This window comes from Achromobacter sp. ACM04 (assembly GCF_014851465.1).
Lineage (GTDB): Bacteria > Pseudomonadota > Gammaproteobacteria > Burkholderiales > Burkholderiaceae_B > Achromobacter > Achromobacter aegrifaciens.
Genome location: NZ_JACUZS010000004.1, coordinates 498,308 through 513,298, shown reverse-complemented (window position 1 = coordinate 513,298; position 14,991 = coordinate 498,308). Strand labels below are relative to the sequence as shown.

General features: G+C 67.5%; 11 protein-coding genes. 3 read left to right on the top strand and 8 right to left on the bottom strand.

Annotated features, from left to right (window positions below; all coding sequences use genetic code 11):
- Positions 1 to 199: 199 nt before the first annotated feature.
- The 5 genes from IB259_RS24265 to IB259_RS24245 form a co-directional block, all read right to left on the bottom strand.
- The gene (locus IB259_RS24265; RefSeq protein WP_054456984.1) at positions 200 to 1,063 is read right to left on the bottom strand and encodes a proteasome-type protease; all 864 of its coding nucleotides are present in this window, start codon (positions 1,061 to 1,063) and stop codon (positions 200 to 202) included.
- Between the two features lie 55 nt (positions 1,064 to 1,118).
- Positions 1,119 to 1,922, bottom strand: coding sequence for a transglutaminase family protein (locus IB259_RS24260; protein WP_192330312.1), 804 nt, complete (start codon positions 1,920 to 1,922; stop codon positions 1,119 to 1,121).
- Positions 1,923 to 1,935: 13 nt separating this feature from the next.
- Positions 1,936 to 2,907 (bottom strand): alpha-E domain-containing protein, encoded by a 972-nt coding sequence (locus IB259_RS24255; protein WP_054456979.1) that lies wholly within the window; start codon positions 2,905 to 2,907, stop codon positions 1,936 to 1,938.
- Positions 2,908 to 2,909: 2 nt separating this feature from the next.
- Positions 2,910 to 4,343: a circularly permuted type 2 ATP-grasp protein gene (locus IB259_RS24250; protein WP_054456977.1), complete on the bottom strand. Its 1,434-nt coding sequence runs from the start codon at positions 4,341 to 4,343 to the stop codon at positions 2,910 to 2,912.
- Between the two features lie 420 nt (positions 4,344 to 4,763).
- Positions 4,764 to 5,438 carry a 5-formyltetrahydrofolate cyclo-ligase gene (locus tag IB259_RS24245; RefSeq protein ID WP_054456975.1) on the bottom strand — a complete coding sequence of 225 codons (675 nt, stop codon included), beginning with the start codon at positions 5,436 to 5,438 and terminating at the stop codon, positions 4,764 to 4,766.
- A gap of 115 nt (positions 5,439 to 5,553) precedes the next feature.
- Here IB259_RS24245 and IB259_RS24240 point away from each other — a divergent pair, with 115 nt between their 5' ends.
- Positions 5,554 to 7,704 carry a lytic transglycosylase domain-containing protein gene (locus IB259_RS24240; protein ID WP_119450166.1) on the top strand — a complete coding sequence of 717 codons (2,151 nt, stop codon included), beginning with the start codon at positions 5,554 to 5,556 and terminating at the stop codon, positions 7,702 to 7,704.
- Positions 7,701 to 8,801, top strand: coding sequence for a CCA tRNA nucleotidyltransferase (locus tag IB259_RS24235; protein WP_119450167.1), 1,101 nt, complete (start codon positions 7,701 to 7,703; stop codon positions 8,799 to 8,801). The genes IB259_RS24240 and IB259_RS24235 overlap by 4 nt, the downstream gene beginning before the upstream one ends.
- A 55-nt stretch (positions 8,802 to 8,856) precedes the next feature.
- Here the strand turns inward: IB259_RS24235 and IB259_RS24230 are convergent, their stop codons facing one another.
- The 3 genes from IB259_RS24230 to IB259_RS24220 form a co-directional block, all read right to left on the bottom strand.
- Entirely contained in the window at positions 8,857 to 10,044 is a 1,188-nt protein-coding gene (locus IB259_RS24230) for a class I SAM-dependent methyltransferase (protein WP_054456968.1), read from the bottom strand.
- A gap of 89 nt (positions 10,045 to 10,133) precedes the next feature.
- A complete protein-coding gene (locus tag IB259_RS24225) occupies positions 10,134 to 11,933 on the bottom strand; it encodes a DEAD/DEAH box helicase (RefSeq protein WP_054456966.1) in 1,800 nt (599 codons plus the stop codon).
- A gap of 277 nt (positions 11,934 to 12,210) precedes the next feature.
- Complete coding sequence (locus IB259_RS24220) at positions 12,211 to 12,972, bottom strand: uracil-DNA glycosylase (protein ID WP_192330309.1); 762 nt, start codon at positions 12,970 to 12,972, stop codon at positions 12,211 to 12,213.
- A 291-nt stretch (positions 12,973 to 13,263) separates the two neighbouring features.
- Between IB259_RS24220 and IB259_RS24215 the strand changes: the two genes are divergently transcribed.
- Entirely contained in the window at positions 13,264 to 14,949 is a 1,686-nt protein-coding gene (locus tag IB259_RS24215; protein WP_192330307.1) for a ShlB/FhaC/HecB family hemolysin secretion/activation protein, read from the top strand.
- The last annotated feature ends 42 nt before the right edge of the window (positions 14,950 to 14,991 follow it).

The window sequence follows — 14,991 nt, the reverse complement described above, 5'->3', positions numbered from 1 at the left end:
GCAGCAATGAATTGCGCGGGCCTCGGAAGGTGGGCATATGGCGTGCATATACGTTGAAGAAACTGTAAAGCAGATTCCGGTCGTGCTGCAAGGGATCAAGGCGTCCGGAACACATAAATGCGCGCGGAAGCCTGCGGTATCAGACGGAGTCCCGGGTTCTGGCCTGGGAGGCTTGGCATGTTCCTGCCGGAAACCGCCCCTAGTTCGCCTGATCCTTCCCCGGATCTTCAGCCAACACCTGCGGCGCCGGATAGTTCGACACGGGCGCATCCATCGGCTCCGCGCGCAGCGGCTGGTGCACGCGGCTGGGAGGGACCAGCGAATCGGGCGAGTCGGGATTGGTCCACAGCGGGTCCGGGATCTCGGCGAAGACCTGGCGCAGGCGTTCGCCCCAGGTGCCGCGGATCATGCGGAAGTACTCGTTGTGCTCGTCGATGCTGGCGAAATGCGTGACGCGCAGCGAGTGCGTGTCGTAGACCAGCAGGTCCAGCGGCAGGCCCACCGAGATATTGGAGCGCAGCGTGGAGTCCATGGAGATCAGGGCGCACTTGGCCGCTTCGTCCAGCGAGGTGTCGGGACGCAGCACGCGGTCCAGGATGGGCTTGCCGTATTTGGCTTCGCCGATCTGGAAGTACGGGCATTCCTGGCCGGCTTCGATGAAGTTGCCGGCCGAATACACCTGGAACAGGCGGCAGCGTTCGGCGCCGATCTGGCCGCCGAAGATCAGGTTGACGTTGAAGTCCACGCCCTGCTCGCGCAGGGCCGGGGCTTCGTGGTGATAGACGCTGCGCACCGCCGCGCCGACGCGGCGGGTGGCCTCGAACATGTCGGGCGCGTTCCAGACGGTTTCGCCGCCTTCGTCGTGCTGGCGCGCCAGCGCGTTCAGCACCGCCTGGCTGACCGCCAGGTTGCCCGAACTCATCAGCACCATGACGCGGTCGCCCGGGCGCTCGAACACGGTCATTTTGCGGAAGACGCTGATCTGGTCGACTCCGGCGTTGGTGCGGGAGTCGGCCAGGAATACCAGGCCGGAATCAAGGCGGGCTGCGACGCAGTAGGTCATGATCAGAATTAGGGAAAACCACGCCGCATTGTATTGCGGCGCGGCTGGCGGGATGTTACTGCTGGGCGCTGGTCTGGACCTGCACGCTGACCTCCATGGATTCCTGACCGCCGCCGTTGCGCACGCCGCGCACCGGCGAGGCCGAGTCATAGTCCCGCGCCACCGCCAGCCGGCAATGGCAGTCCGAGGCGAACTGGCGATTGGTGATGTCCACGCTGGTCCAGCCCACGTCGGGCAGCCAGACGTCGGCCCAGGCGTGGCTGGCTGCGTGTTCGGCGGTGGTGTACAGGTAGCCGCTGACGTAGCGCGCGGGTACGCCCAGGCCGCGCACGCAGGCCAGGAACAGGTGGGCATGGTCCTGGCAGACGCCATGGCCCATGGCCAGCACCTGGTTGGCGGCGGTGGTGACGTCGGTGGTGCCGGGCTCGTAGGCGACGCGGTCGCTGACCGCGGTGGCCAGGGCCAGCACGTCGTCCGGCGTATGCAGACCGCCCGGCAGCGCGTTGCGCACGAAGGCCATGACGGTGTCGTCGGCCTGGGTCAGCGGCGTCTGCACGCAATAGGCGTGCACTGGCAGACGGCTGTCCTCGCTGCCCAGCAGGCCGCGTTCCAGCGGCGCCACCAGCACTTGCCCGACCACGCGCAGCTCGATGTCGGTGTGCGGCTGGTTGAGCGTCAGCGTATGCGTGATGTTGCCGTAGGCATCTACTTGCTTGTCCAGCTCGCCGGGCGCTTCGATGTGCCAGCGCAGCACGCGCTGGTGTTCGTCGTCGCGCGGGGTCAGGCGCAAGGTCTGGATGCTGTAGGTGACCGGGGCGGTGTAGCGGTAGTGAGTGACGTGGGTGATGATCTGTTTCATTCCGGTCTCCGGTCTAGGCCGACAGCGGCACCAGGAAATCCTGGCTGATCCGGTTGCCCAGATCGTTGATGCGGTCGAGGAAGTGCTCCAGGTATTGATGCAGGCCGCTGTCCAGGATGTCCTCGACGCGACCGTATTGCAGTTCCGCGCACAGCATGCCGGCGCGCCTCTCGGTTTCGGTCGAGCGTTGGTTGGAGACACGCGCCAGGTCGTCGGCCACTGCGCGCATCGAGGCCAGCAGCGAGCGCGGCATGTCGCCGTGCAGGATCAGCAGCTCGGCCACACGGTCGGGGGTGATGACGTCGCGATATACCTTGCGGTAAATCTCCAGGCCGGACACCGAGCTGAGCAGCGCCGACCAGCGGTAGAACTCGCTTTGCAGCGCCGCCGCGCCGGCGCCCTCGGTTCGGCCATCGTGGCCGTTGGACCCGCGTTCATGGAACTTCACGTCCAGCATGCGCGCGGTGTTGTCGGCGCGTTCCAGGTGCATGCCGATGCGCAGGAAGTACAGGGCCTCGTCCTCCAGCATGGTGCCGATGGTGACGCCGCGCGCCAGGTGCGAACGGAACTTGACCCATTCGAAGAACTCGCCCGGGTTGCGTTCCAGCAAGCCCGTGTGCAGGTGCTTGAGCAGTTCCAGCCAGGTGGTGTTGTAGGTTTCCCAGACCTCGGTGGTGAGGCTGCCGCGCACGGCGCGCGCGTTCTCGCGGGCGGCGCGCATGCAGGAATAGATGGACGAGGGGTTCTCGGGATCGCGCACCATGTACTGCAGCACGTCGTGCGGCGAGATGGAGGCGTACTTGCTCTGGTACAGGCCTTGCAGCTCGGAGATGCGCAGCACGCCCAGCCACGAGCCTTCGCGCCGCTGCGCGTCCTGCGGCAGCAGCGACATCTGCAGGTTCACGTCCAGCATGCGGGCGGTGTTTTCGGCGCGTTCGGTGTAGCGGCACATCCAGAACAGATTGTCGGCGGTTCGGCTCAGCATGTTCAGTCCTCCTCCAGCACCCAGGTGTCCTTGGTGCCGCCGCCCTGGCTGCTGTTGACCACCAGCGAGCCCTCGGTCAGCGCCACGCGGCACAGGCCGCCCGGCACGGTGCGGATGTCCTTGCCGCACAGCACGTAGGGGCGCAGGTCCACATGGCGCGGCGCCACGCCTGATTCCACGTAGGTCGGCACGGTGGACAGCGCCAGCGTGGGCTGCGCGATGTAATTGGCGGGGTTGGCGCGCACGCGGTCCTTGAAGGCCTCGACCTCGGCGCGCGAGGCCGACGGCCCCACCAGCATGCCGTAGCCGCCCGAGCCATGGACTTCCTTCACCACCAGTTCGTGCATGTGGGCCAGCACGTGCGACAGTTCGTCCGGCCGGTTGCAGCGCCAGGTGGGGACGTTGGACAGTATCGGCTCCTCGCCCAGATAGAAGCGGATCATGTCCGGCACGTAGAGATAGGTGGACTTGTCGTCGGCGATGCCGGTGCCGATGGCATTGGCCAGCGTTACGCGTCCGGCTCGGTACACCGACAGCAGACCCGGCACGCCCAGCGCGGAGTCGGCGCGGAATGACAGCGGATCTAGAAAGTCGTCGTCCAGGCGGCGGTAGATCACGTCGACCTTGCGCGGCCCCTGCGTGGTGCGCATGTAGACGGTGTTCTGCTCGACGAACAGGTCCTGGCCTTCGACGAGCTCCACGCCCATCTGCTGCGCCAGGAAGGCGTGTTCGAAGTAGGCCGAGTTGTACATGCCGGGCGTCAGCACCACCACGGTGGGATCGTCGCCGCCGTGCGGCGCGACTTCGCGCAGGTTGTCCAGCAGCAGGTCCGGGTAGTGCGCCACCGGTTCCACCTTGATGCGGCCGAAGGCGTCGGGCATCAGCCGCATCGACATCTTGCGGTTCTCCAGCATGTAGGACACGCCGGACGGCACTCGCAAATTGTCTTCCAGCACATAGAACTCGCCCGCGCCCGCGCGCACGATGTCCACCCCGGCGATGTGGCAGTAGATGTCCTCGGCCACGTCCACGTCCTGCATCTCGGGGCGGTACTGGGCGTTCAGGAATACCTGCTCGGCGGGCACCACGTCCGCGCGCACGATGTCGTGCCCGTGATAGATGTCGTGGATGAACATATTGAGCGCGCGCACCCGCTGCTTCAGGCCGGCTTCCAGCAAACGCCATTCGGCGGCGGGGATGACGCGCGGGATCAGGTCGAAGGGGATCAGGCGTTCGGTGCCGGCCGCGTCGCCCGCCACCGAAAACGTGATGCCGACCCGGCGAAAGCTCAGGTCCGCTTCCAGGCGGCGCGCGGCCATGGCCTGCGCGGACTGCTCGTCATGCCAGCGCTCGAAAGCCTGGTAGTGGGAGCGTATGCCGCCGGCGCTGTCGCGCATTTCGTCATAGGCGGCGGGACGGGATGATCTGTCCTTCATGGCTCCTCCGGTACAGGTGCTGGCAGCCGGCTCGCGCACGGCCGCCGTCCGGCCAATGTCCGGCCGGTTGCAATGGATTAAGCAACCCGCATGCCAGCCTGGCCGGCACGCGCGGGGGGCGCCCCTGAGGACCAATATCCTCCGAAGGGCGTTGCGGCGCCATCGCCGCGGCGGCTGAGGCCAGGGGATGGCGTGGGCGCCAGGCGCGGATTGGCCGGGGCTGGCGGGTGGATCGGGGTCAGCGGGGCTGGCGCGGAAATGCTTGGCCAGGGGAACGGGTGGGGCGGCGCTGCCGAAGAAAGCGCACGGAAGTGCGCGGGCGCTGCGTGCTGCGGCCGGGGTCTGGGCTAGGCCCGGCAGCAGTCCCTATGATAGGTCGTGCACCGTATTGGTGCAAACTGGTGGAGCAGAACTGGTGCGTCAGTTCATGCGGAAGCTGTGCAGCGTGGTGCCGCTGGTGCCGCCTTGTTCCAGCGGCGCCTGGGGCACCCAGCCGTCCTGGGTCAGTACCGCGTCCAGCGGGAAGTCGTGGGCGGCGGGTTCATAACCGGCGTCCAGCTCGCCGCAGCTCCAGGCGATGCCGATGGCGATGAACGGGTGGCCGCGGTCGCGCAGCGCGGCCAGGGTGCGGTCGTAATAGCCGCCGCCATAGCCCAGGCGGTCGCCCTGTTCGGTGTAGCCCAGGGTGGGGACCAGCACCACGTCGGGCAGCAGTTCGGCGCCGGCGACGGGTTCCTGGATGCCGTAGGGGCCGGCACGCAATTCGGCGTCCGGCGTCCAGGGCAGGAAGGCCAGCGGGGCGTTGCGTTCGCGCACCACGGGCAGGGCCACGGTCACGCCGTTTTCGACCCATTGTTCTAGCAGCGGGCGCAGGTCCGGTTCGTCGGCCATGGGCCAGAAGGCGGCCACGGTAGCGGGCGCGGGGCGGCCCGCGCGCACGGCCTCATCGCGCGCCACATTCAGCCAGGTGAACAGGCGTGCGCGCATGAGCAGGCCGCCGCGGCTACGCTGGTCTTCCGGCAGTTCGGCGCGCAGTTTCCGCAATCGCGCGCGTAGCGGTACTGCGGTATCCTCTGGAGTATTTTGCGTAGTCATGCGGTGGCTGTAAGAGGGATGGACAAATGATGGCGAATGTGCGGACGCATGCGGACGAACAGGTGGATTGCCGGCATGCTGGCGTACGGCAAGGCCAGTGTATGAGGGACAGGGCATGACACAGACTCTGCAACCCGGACGGTATCAGAAAACCGCGCGGAAATCCGGGTCCGCCGCCGCCACCGAGGCCGCTCCCGGCCTGCGCCGCTGGCTGCCGCTTCTGGCGCTGTTCACCGCGGCCTGTGCGCCGGTGGACGCGCAGCAGCGCAGCGCGTCGGTCAACACCCAGCCCCAGCCTCAGCCCGCCGTTCAGGCCGCGCAACCCGCCATTTCCGTGCCGCCCGCGGTGCTGGCCGGCCTGCCGCCGACTTCCCAGACGCCCGCGCTGGCCGCCGTGGTTGCCGCGCGCGAAGCCATGAACCGCAAGCAGTGGTCCGTGCTGGGCGCGCTGGTGCCGCAGGCCAAGCCGGATCCGCTGGGCATGTACCCCGAATACTGGCTGCTGCGCTACCAGTTGTGGACGCCTCCCGCCACCGGCCGGCCCACCGCCGACCTGCAGAAGTTCATCAGCGGCAATTCCGACGCCTACCTGGCCGATCGCCTGCGCGGCGACTGGTTGCTGGCCGCGGCCCGCAGCGGAGACTTCGAAACCGTGCGCAAGCTCGCGCCCGTGAAGAACAGCAATGCGCAGATCGAGTGCGCCATCCTCGATGCCAAGCACATGACCGGGCAGCGCGCCACGGCGGCGCAGGCCGCGGCCGTGTTCGCGCCGGGCGGCGCCTGCTGGGCGCTGTACGACCAGCTGGTCGCCGACGGCATCATGGGTTGGGAGCAATTGGAACCCCAGCTGCGCGACGCCATCGAAGCCAACAAGACCGCCGACGCGCGCAAGTTCGCGCAGTACATGTTCGAGCCGGGCGACCTGAAAACCTATGACCAGCTCATGAAGGACCCCATGAAGTGGCTGACGCGCCAGAGCCGTCAACCCGTGGGCCGCAACGAGAAGGAACTGGTGACGATCGCCTTGGCGCGCCTGGCGCGTTCCGACGTCAGCGTGGCGGATTCCTACCTGCGCCGCGAATGGGGCAAGTCCGGGGACTGGTCCAAGTCCATGGCCAAGTCGAACCTGGCCTGGGTCCGCGGCCAGTACGCGCTGGTCGCCGCGCTGAATCTCGACAGCCGCGCCGACGACTGGTACCACGAGGCCGGCCACATCCGTATGACGGAATACAACGCCGCCTGGAAGGTGCGCGCCGCCTTGCGCCAGCCCAAGATCGACTGGAAATGGGTCATGGAATCCATCGACCAGATGCCCGCCTCGCAGCAGGCCGATTCGTCCTGGATCTACTGGAAGGCCCGCGGCCAGGCCGCGCGCGGCAACAAGGAACAGGCCGCCACCGCCTACGCCAGCATCGCCGACCGCTTCGACTTCTACGGCCAGCTGGCCGCCGAGGAACTGGGCCGCCGCATCACCGTGCCGCCGCGCCCCGCGCCCATTAGCGACCAGGAAATCACCGAGGCCCGCGCCAACCCCGGCCTGCGCCGGGCGATCCAGCTCTTCCGCCTGGGCTGGCGCGCCGAAGCCGTGCCGGAATGGAACTTCACGCTGCGCGGCATGAGCGACCGCCAGCTGATGGCCGCCGCCGAACTGGCGCGCGCCGAGAACATCTACGACCGCGTGGTCAACACCTCCGACCGCACGGAAAAAGAGTTCGACTTCAGCCAGCGCTTCATCGCGCCCTTCGAAGGCCGCGTCACCGCCAAGGCCAACGCCATCGCGCTGGATCCGGCCTGGGTCTATGGCCTGATCCGCCAGGAATCGCGCTTCATCATGGACGCGCGTTCGCACGTCGGCGCGTCCGGCCTGATGCAGCTGATGCCGGCCACGGCCAAGTGGGTCGCGGGCAAGATCGGCATGAGCAACTTCACGCCCGACAGCGTCAACGACTTCGACACCAACACCGAACTCGGCACCAACTATCTGAACATGGTGCTGCGTGACCTGAACGGTTCGCAGATGCTGGCCAGCGCAGGCTATAACGCCGGCCCGCGCCGTCCGCACAACTGGCGCTCGACCTTCACGCATCCAGTGGAAGGCGCGATCTTTGCCGAGACCATCCCGTTCAACGAGACGCGCACCTACGTCAAGAACGTGATGTCCAACTCGGTGTATTACGCCGCCATGTTCACCGGCCAGCCCCAGTCCCTGAAGGAACGCCTGGGCAACATTGTGCCGCTGGGCGCGGAAAGCACTTCGATCCCATGACGCGGGATCCGGCCACGGACGGCCTGCAGGTCTATATCGTGGGCGGAGCGGTGCGCGATGCGCTGCTCGGCCTCCCCCCCGGCGACCACGACTGGGTCGTGGTTGGCGCCACACCCGAGGACATGGCTCGCCGCGGCTTCGTGCCCGTGGGCGGCGATTTCCCCGTGTTCCTGCATCCGCGCAGCAAAGAGGAATACGCGCTGGCGCGCACCGAGCGCAAGTCGGGGCGGGGCTACAAGGGCTTCACGTTCTATACGGGCGCCGACGTCACGCTGGAAGAGGATCTGCGCCGTCGCGACCTGACCGTCAACGCCATCGCGCAGAAGCAGGACGGCGAGCTGGTTGATCCCCTGGGCGGGGCCGCCGACGTGCGCGACCGCATCTTCCGCCACGTTGGCGAGGCCTTCGAAGAGGATCCGGTACGCATTCTGCGGCTGGCCCGGTTCGCGGCGCGCTTTGCCGATTTTTCCGTGGCGCCCGAGACCCTGGCGCTGTGCCGCCGCATGGTCGAGGCCGGCGAGGCCGACGCGCTGGTGGCAGAACGGGTCTGGAAGGAATTGTCGCGCGGCCTGATGGCGGCGGCGCCGTCGCGCATGCTGGGCATCCTGCAGCAATGCGGCGCGCTGGCGCGCGTGATGCCCGAGCTGCAAGGGGTGGAACAGACCGCGGCCGACGTGGATCGCGCGGCCGCGCAGGGCCTGTCGCTGCCGGGCCGTTATGCCTTGCTGTGCCGGCTGACGCCTGAACGCGACGCCATGGGCCGCCGCCTGCGCGTGCCCACGGAATGCAACGATTACGCGCGGCTATTGCCGGAAGTGTTGGCGGGGCTGGACGCGGTGGAGCAAGGCGCCGATCCCGCGGATGCGCAACTGGCGCTGATGGAGCGCGCCGATGCGCTGCGCAAGCCGGAACGCTTTCTGGATCTGCTGGATGCGGCGGCCGTGCTGCGCTCCGTGGACCGAGCGGCCTGGCAATCGCGCGTGGCAATCGTGCGCGGAGTGGACGCCGGAGCTATCGCCAAAGCTTGCGCCGGAGAACCGGCGCGCATCAAGGAGCAGGTGCGCGCCGCGCGCCTGGAGCGCCTGCGGGCGCAGTGATTCCGCTATGGATCTGAAAACGTGGCGGCCATGCCTATGAGGCCGCCACGCGTTCCTACAGCTTGCCCAACCGGTCGCCGCGCGAGAACCCTGCCAGCGGTTCGGTGATGCCGCGTCCCACCGCCAACACCTTGAACAGTTCGCCCATCTCCGATTCGGACAAGAGCTTCTGCACGGGCGCCACGGCTTGCGCGTATTGCTGCACGTCGCTCGGATCCAGTTGCGCCAACAGATCCATCAGCCCCGCGTTCATCAGGAAGCGGGCCTGCGAGGTATAGCCCAGGACTTGCATGCCGGCCTCGAGCGCGGCATCCGCCATGGCGGTGAAATCGACGTGCGCGGTGATGTCCTGCAGGCCCGGCGCGGTGAACGGATCGCCGTGGGCGTGATGGCGCAGGTGGCACATGAGCGTGCCGCCGGCGCGCTGCGGATGGTAGTACTCGCTGCGCGGAAAGCCGTAGTCCAGCAGCAGCGCCGCGCCGCGTTCCAGCCAGCCGCCCATGGCGGCGATCCAGGCTTCGCCTTGCAGGTTGATCTCGGACACGTAACCGGGCAGGGCCGGCATGCGGGCGGCGACAGCGGCGGCTAGCGCCGGCGGCGCCGGGCGGTCTTCCCAGACGAAGCCTTGCGCGGCGTCCACCGCCACGCCGCGCTCCAGCACCTCGCCCGTATCGCTCCAGCGGAAGATCGACACCGGCATCGCGTCCAGTACTTCGTTGGCCAGCACGCAGCCGGCAAAGCGCTGGGGCAGCGCGTCCAGCCATTGCACACGCTCGCCGAATGCCGCCAGCCTTTCAGCCTGGCGGGCGCGCAGGTCGGCCGACACTTCCAGGATCAGGTAGCGGGTTTGATCCAGGCCCATCGCATCCAGTTCGCGCAGCACGCCTTCGGCCAGGGCGCCGGTGCCGGCGCCGAATTCCAGCACGGCGTCGGTCTGCGTCTGGCGCAGCACCTGGGCGGCCTGGCGGGCCAGCGTGCGGGCGAACAGCGGCGTCAGCTGGGGCGCGGTGACGAAGTCGCCGGCAGGCGTGCGGACGTCGCCGTCGGCCTCGGCCAGCTTGACGTTGCCGGCCGCATAATAGCCCAGCCCGGGCGCGTATAGAGCCTGCGCCATCCAGTGGTCGAACGACAGCCAGCCGCCATGGGCGGCGATGGTGGCGCGCAGATGCGCGGCAGCGGCTGCGCTGTGTTCCTCGGCGGCGGGAGTAAGGGCGGGCAGGTTGGCGGGGGCGGATCGTTGCATGGTCGGGCGGTGCGTGGACAAGCGGTCATTTTCCCAAAAAACAAACCCCGCGACAGGCGCGGGGTTTGTGTTGGGTTCAAGCGGGCGGATTAGCCGCGGCGGTCAGCCGACTTGCCGAAGCGCTTGGCGGGGCCGCCGGGGCGCTTGTCGAACGAGGGCTTGCCACGGAAACCGCCTTCCGGACGGTCGCCGCCGCGGAAGCCGCCTTCACGCTGCGGACGGTCGCCGAAGCTGGGACGGTCGCCAAAGCTCGGGCGGTCGCCAAAGCTGGCGCGGTCGTTGTAGCTGGGGCGCGAGTCGCGGTCGCCGCCACGGAAACCGCCTTCACGCGGGCCGCGCTCGCTGAACGGGCGGGCATCGCGCTGGGGGCGGTCGCCATAGCTGGGGCGGTCGCCGAAGCTGGGACGCGAATCGCGGTCGCCGCCGCGGAAGCCGCCTTCGCGCTGCGGACGGTCACCGAAGGGGCGGTTGCCCTGGTAGCCGCCTTCACGCTGCGGACGGTCGCCGAAGCTCGGACGATCGCTGAAGGAACGGGCCGGGCGGTCGCCGAACGGGCGATTGCCTTGGTAGCCGCCTTCGCGCGGGCCGCCCTCGCGGTTGCCTTGATAACCGCCTTCACGCGGCTTGAATTCGCCACGCGGGCCGCCGAAGGAACGGCCTTCGCGGTTGCCCTGGTAGCCGCCGCCGGGACGCTTGCCGAACGGCTTGCCGCCACGCGGGCCGGCGCCGCCAGCCGAGGGGCGCGGAGTGCGCTTGGGTTCCAGGCCGGCGATCACTTCGGGGGTGATCGATTGGCCGATGTAGTGCTCGATGCGGCGGACCTTATGGCGCTCGGAATGCGTTGCCAGCGTGAAGGCCAGGCCGCTGCGGCCGGCGCGGCCGGTACGGCCGATACGGTGCACGTAGTCTTCGGCTTGCATCGGCAGGTCGAAGTTGACGGCGTGGCTGATGCCTTGCACGTCGATGCCGCGGGCAGCCACGTCGGTGGCGACCAGGATGCGCAGTTGGCCGCGCTGCAGTTGCGACAGCGTGCGGGTGCGTTGGCGCTGGTTCATGTCGCCGTGCAGGGCGGCGGCGGCAAAGCCTTGGTCGGCCAGGCGGTCGGCCAGATCGTCGGCGCCGCGCTTGGTCGACGTGAAGACGATGGCCTGGTCCAGCGAGGCGTCGCGCAGCACGTGGTCCAGCAGCTGCATCTTGTGGCTGGCATCGTCCGCGTACAGCAGGCTTTGCGTGATGTTGGTGTGCTTTTCCTTGGCGCCGGCGATCTCGATGCGCTGCGGCTCGCGCATCATGCGCGAGGCCAGCTTGGCGACGGTGCCGTCCAGCGTGGCCGAGAACAGCAGCGTCTGGCGGCCTTCCGGCAGGCGGCTGACGATGGTTTCGATATCTTCGATGAAGCCCATGTCCAGCATGCGGTCGGCTTCGTCCAGCACCAGCGTGTGCACGGTGTTCAGCTTGACGCGGCCCGAGTTCAGGTGGTCGATCAGGCGGCCGGGGGTGGCGACCAGCACGTCCACGCGGCGCGACAGCGCCTTCAGCTGCGCGCCGTAGGGCATGCCGCCGACGACGGTGGCGGTGCGCAGGTCGGCCAGCTTGCGGCCGTAGGTGGCGGTGGCGTCCGTGACTTGCAGGGCCAGTTCGCGGGTCGGGGTCAGCACCAGCACTTGCACGCCGACACCCTTGTTGGCGGGCATCTGGGCGATGCGGTGCAGGGCCGGCAGCATGAAGGCCGCGGTCTTGCCGCTACCCGTCTGCGAGGACACCATCAGGTCGTGGCCAGCCAGCGCTTGCGGAATGGCCGAAGCTTGGACAGGAGTGGGGGAGGTGAAGCCAGCGTCTTGAATGGCCGACAACAGAGCGGGCGCAAGACCCAGGTTTTCGAAAGACATTACTTTCCCTTGCCGCAATCAATGCGACGCAGTGCTTGGTCGGGCCAGGGGATTAGGCGGCCGGATCCAGGCGACGGTTGATGGAGCATCGTGCCGACCGAATCAACCGTGCGCGTGGCGCGTTCTCGTGTACTGAGTGGAACGCAGGGCGAAAGGAAAGGAGGTCAGGAATCGATGATGTTCGGCATGGGGCCGGGGCTGTGTCACCCGGCAGACTGCGAAAATTTCCGCTAAATCAAGGCGGTAAATGCCGAACTCGTTTTGTGCAGTGCGGCGATCATAACCCGAATTCGCCCTGCATGGGAATTATTTTTTTGTCCAGCTCCCAATCAATAGGGTTTTTCCCTTGGTTGGTCAGCCACTGATTGGTGGCCAGGAAGTGGCCGCAGCCCAGGAAGGGTACTGGGGGCCTTCTGGCGGACAGGGGCGAGGGGTGGTTGGACATCAGGACCAGGTGGCCGCTGTTGTCCGGGAGCAACGCCCGCTTGGCCTGGGCATGGGCTCCCCACAGCATGAAAACCTTGGGCGACGGGTCGCGCGCGACCAGGGCGATCAACGCATCCGTCACCGTTTCCCAACCACGCTTGGCATGCGAGGCCGGCTGGCCGTCTTCCACGGTCAACGCGGTGTTCAGCAGCAGCACGCCCTGTTCCGCCCAAACGCTCAGGTCGTTGCCGGCCGGCACGCGGGTGCCCGGAAACTCCTGGGCGATTTCGTTGAAGATGTTGCGCAGGCTGGGCGGCCGCTTGCAGTCGTCCGGCACCGAGAAGGCCAGCCCCTGGGCCTGGCCCGGCCCGTGATAGGGATCCTGCCCCAGGATCACCACGCGCACGTCCGACGGTTCCAGGCCGTGCAGGGCGCGAAAAGGCGTGGCCGGATAGACCACCGCGCCTTCTTCCAGGCGCTTGTCCACATGGGCGATTACGCCGGCCAGCGCGTCGGCCACGGCGCGCGTCTCGAAAGCGACTTTCCAGGCGGAGGAAAGCTGCGCGGCCTGAGTGGCCAGGGAGGAGTGGAGTAGGCGGTTGTCCTGGTGCATGGGCGCAATTGTGGCACAGCCTTCCGAGGACGCCGGGGCGGGGCATTGAGGGCCGAAAAAGCGCTCTTCTACTGTCAACTATCAGAATTTTCTGGTGCGGAACGGCCTGCCATTCGCTTAACTTGCGACAAATCTTGCTGACCAGAATTCGTGCATTGCGCCAAACAACCAGAACCGCGCATTTGTACGTAGTCCCTCCCAAATGAAAACGAACAGACCTTTGCAGGTAGGCGCAATCGCTGCATCCGCGGGCGGTTTCATTAAGAAAAATCCAGAAGCAATGGCTTTCATATGAAGCTGACCGCAGTGGCCTTGCTGGCGGTGTTCGCATCCCCCTTGGCAGCCCAACCCATACTGCCCGCGGCCGCTGACCGCGCCACCGAGATCCAGCGCCGCCAGGAACAGGAGCTCGAGGCGCAGCGCGCGCGCGCCGCGCAGCGTCCAGACGTCCTGTCCGCGCCCGAGGCGCCGGCCGCGGGGGAAGGGCCGCTGGTCTTTCCCGAGGAAAGCCGGTGCTTCGTGCTGCGCGAAGTGCAATGGGACTCCCCCGAACCGCCGTCGGCGCTGCGCCGCGCGGCCGAGTCCGCCATCGGCCCCTGCCTGGGCGGACAGGGTTTGAAGAAGTTGCAGGAGCATTTGCACGCGCTGCTCATCGCTCAAGGATTGATCACCGCGCGCGTACTGGTGCCGGAGCAATCCTTGGCCGCAGGCGAGTTGCAGTTGCGTTACGTGCCAGGCCGCATTTCGGCAGTCCAGAGCGAGGGCGCCGCGGGCTGGTGGCGCACGGCGCTGCCGACCGGCCCGGGCGGCGAACTGAATCAGCGCGATCTGGACCAGGCCTTGGAAAACATCCGGCGGCTTGGCGGCCAGGCCGATGCCACCATAGACGTGGAGCCAGGTCCGAGCGTCGGCGACTCCGACATCCTCATCAAGCCCGGCAGCGGCAAGCGCTGGCATGCCTATCTGGGCGGTGACAACGGCGGCATGGAGTCCACCGGCAAGGAACAGATCAACGCCGGCCTCACGCTGGATTCTCCGCTGTTCCTGTATGACCAGTTGTCGGTTTCATGGAACAGCAACGCCGCGCTGCGCCGCAACGATGCCGGAACGCGCGCGGCCTCCATGAACTACAGCATTCCCTTCGGGTACTGGACGCTGTTCGCCGGCGCCAGCCGTTCGCGCTATCGCCAGGCCGTGGCGGGTCTGGACGAGCCGGTCATCTACGGCGGCACCACCAAGCAGATCGAGGCGGGCGTGTCCGTGGTGCCTTATCGGGCTGGCGCCTACAAGGGCACGGTGACGCTGAAATTCCTGCGCAAGCGCGTCAACAGCACCATCAACGACGTCGATATCGACGTGCAGCGACGCGACATCACCGGCTATGAGTTCGGCTATGGGCATCGCCAGTACATCGGCTCCGCCGCGCTGGACGTGGGTGGCGGCGTGCGCGGAACGCTGCCGCAGTTCTCCGACCGTCCCGGCTACATCTACGGCGACCCCGACTGGAACGGGCGCAGCACCCTGCTCACGGCCAACGCCGGACTGCATCTGCCGTTCAAGGTGGCGGACCAGCAATTGGCGTATCAGGCCAATTGGCAGATCCAGCACGCCAAGACCGCGGTGGTGCCGGCGGACTACTTCACCATCGGCAATCGCTACGCCGTGCGCGGCTTCGATGGCGAGATGACGCTGGCCGCCGAAGACGGCTGGACGTTGCGCCAAGACCTGTCGCTGAACCTCGGCGATCTGGGTCAGCAGTTCTACACCGGGTTGGACGTCGGACGGGTCGGAGGCCCGTCGGCGGAGTACCTGTCCGGCCGCACGCTGATCGGCGCGGTGACCGGCATGCGCGGCCGGATCGCCCTGCCCGGCCTGAGCGCGAGTTACGACCTGTCGGCGGGTTGGCCCTTGAAGAGACCAGAAAGCCTGAAGACCCAGAGCACCGTACTGGCTGCGTCACTGATGTTCGAGTTTTAGCGTCAAGCGCGGCCGGGCCACGCCCGCGCCTCGCTCCTTGCG

Coding starts and splice junctions, on each gene's coding strand:
- IB259_RS24230 (WP_054456968.1), bottom strand. CDS start 10,044: ATGCAACGATCCGCCCCCGCCAACCTGCCCGCCCTTACTCCCGCCGCC.
- IB259_RS24255 (WP_054456979.1), bottom strand. CDS start 2,907: ATGCTGAGCCGAACCGCCGACAATCTGTTCTGGATGTGCCGCTACACC.
- IB259_RS24225 (WP_054456966.1), bottom strand. CDS start 11,933: ATGTCTTTCGAAAACCTGGGTCTTGCGCCCGCTCTGTTGTCGGCCATT.
- IB259_RS24215 (WP_192330307.1), top strand. CDS start 13,264: ATGAAGCTGACCGCAGTGGCCTTGCTGGCGGTGTTCGCATCCCCCTTG.
- IB259_RS24240 (WP_119450166.1), top strand. CDS start 5,554: ATGACACAGACTCTGCAACCCGGACGGTATCAGAAAACCGCGCGGAAA.
- IB259_RS24265 (WP_054456984.1), bottom strand. CDS start 1,063: ATGACCTACTGCGTCGCAGCCCGCCTTGATTCCGGCCTGGTATTCCTG.
- IB259_RS24245 (WP_054456975.1), bottom strand. CDS start 5,438: ATGACTACGCAAAATACTCCAGAGGATACCGCAGTACCGCTACGCGCG.
- IB259_RS24250 (WP_054456977.1), bottom strand. CDS start 4,343: ATGAAGGACAGATCATCCCGTCCCGCCGCCTATGACGAAATGCGCGAC.
- IB259_RS24220 (WP_192330309.1), bottom strand. CDS start 12,972: ATGCACCAGGACAACCGCCTACTCCACTCCTCCCTGGCCACTCAGGCC.
- IB259_RS24235 (WP_119450167.1), top strand. CDS start 7,701: ATGACGCGGGATCCGGCCACGGACGGCCTGCAGGTCTATATCGTGGGC.
- IB259_RS24260 (WP_192330312.1), bottom strand. CDS start 1,922: ATGAAACAGATCATCACCCACGTCACTCACTACCGCTACACCGCCCCG.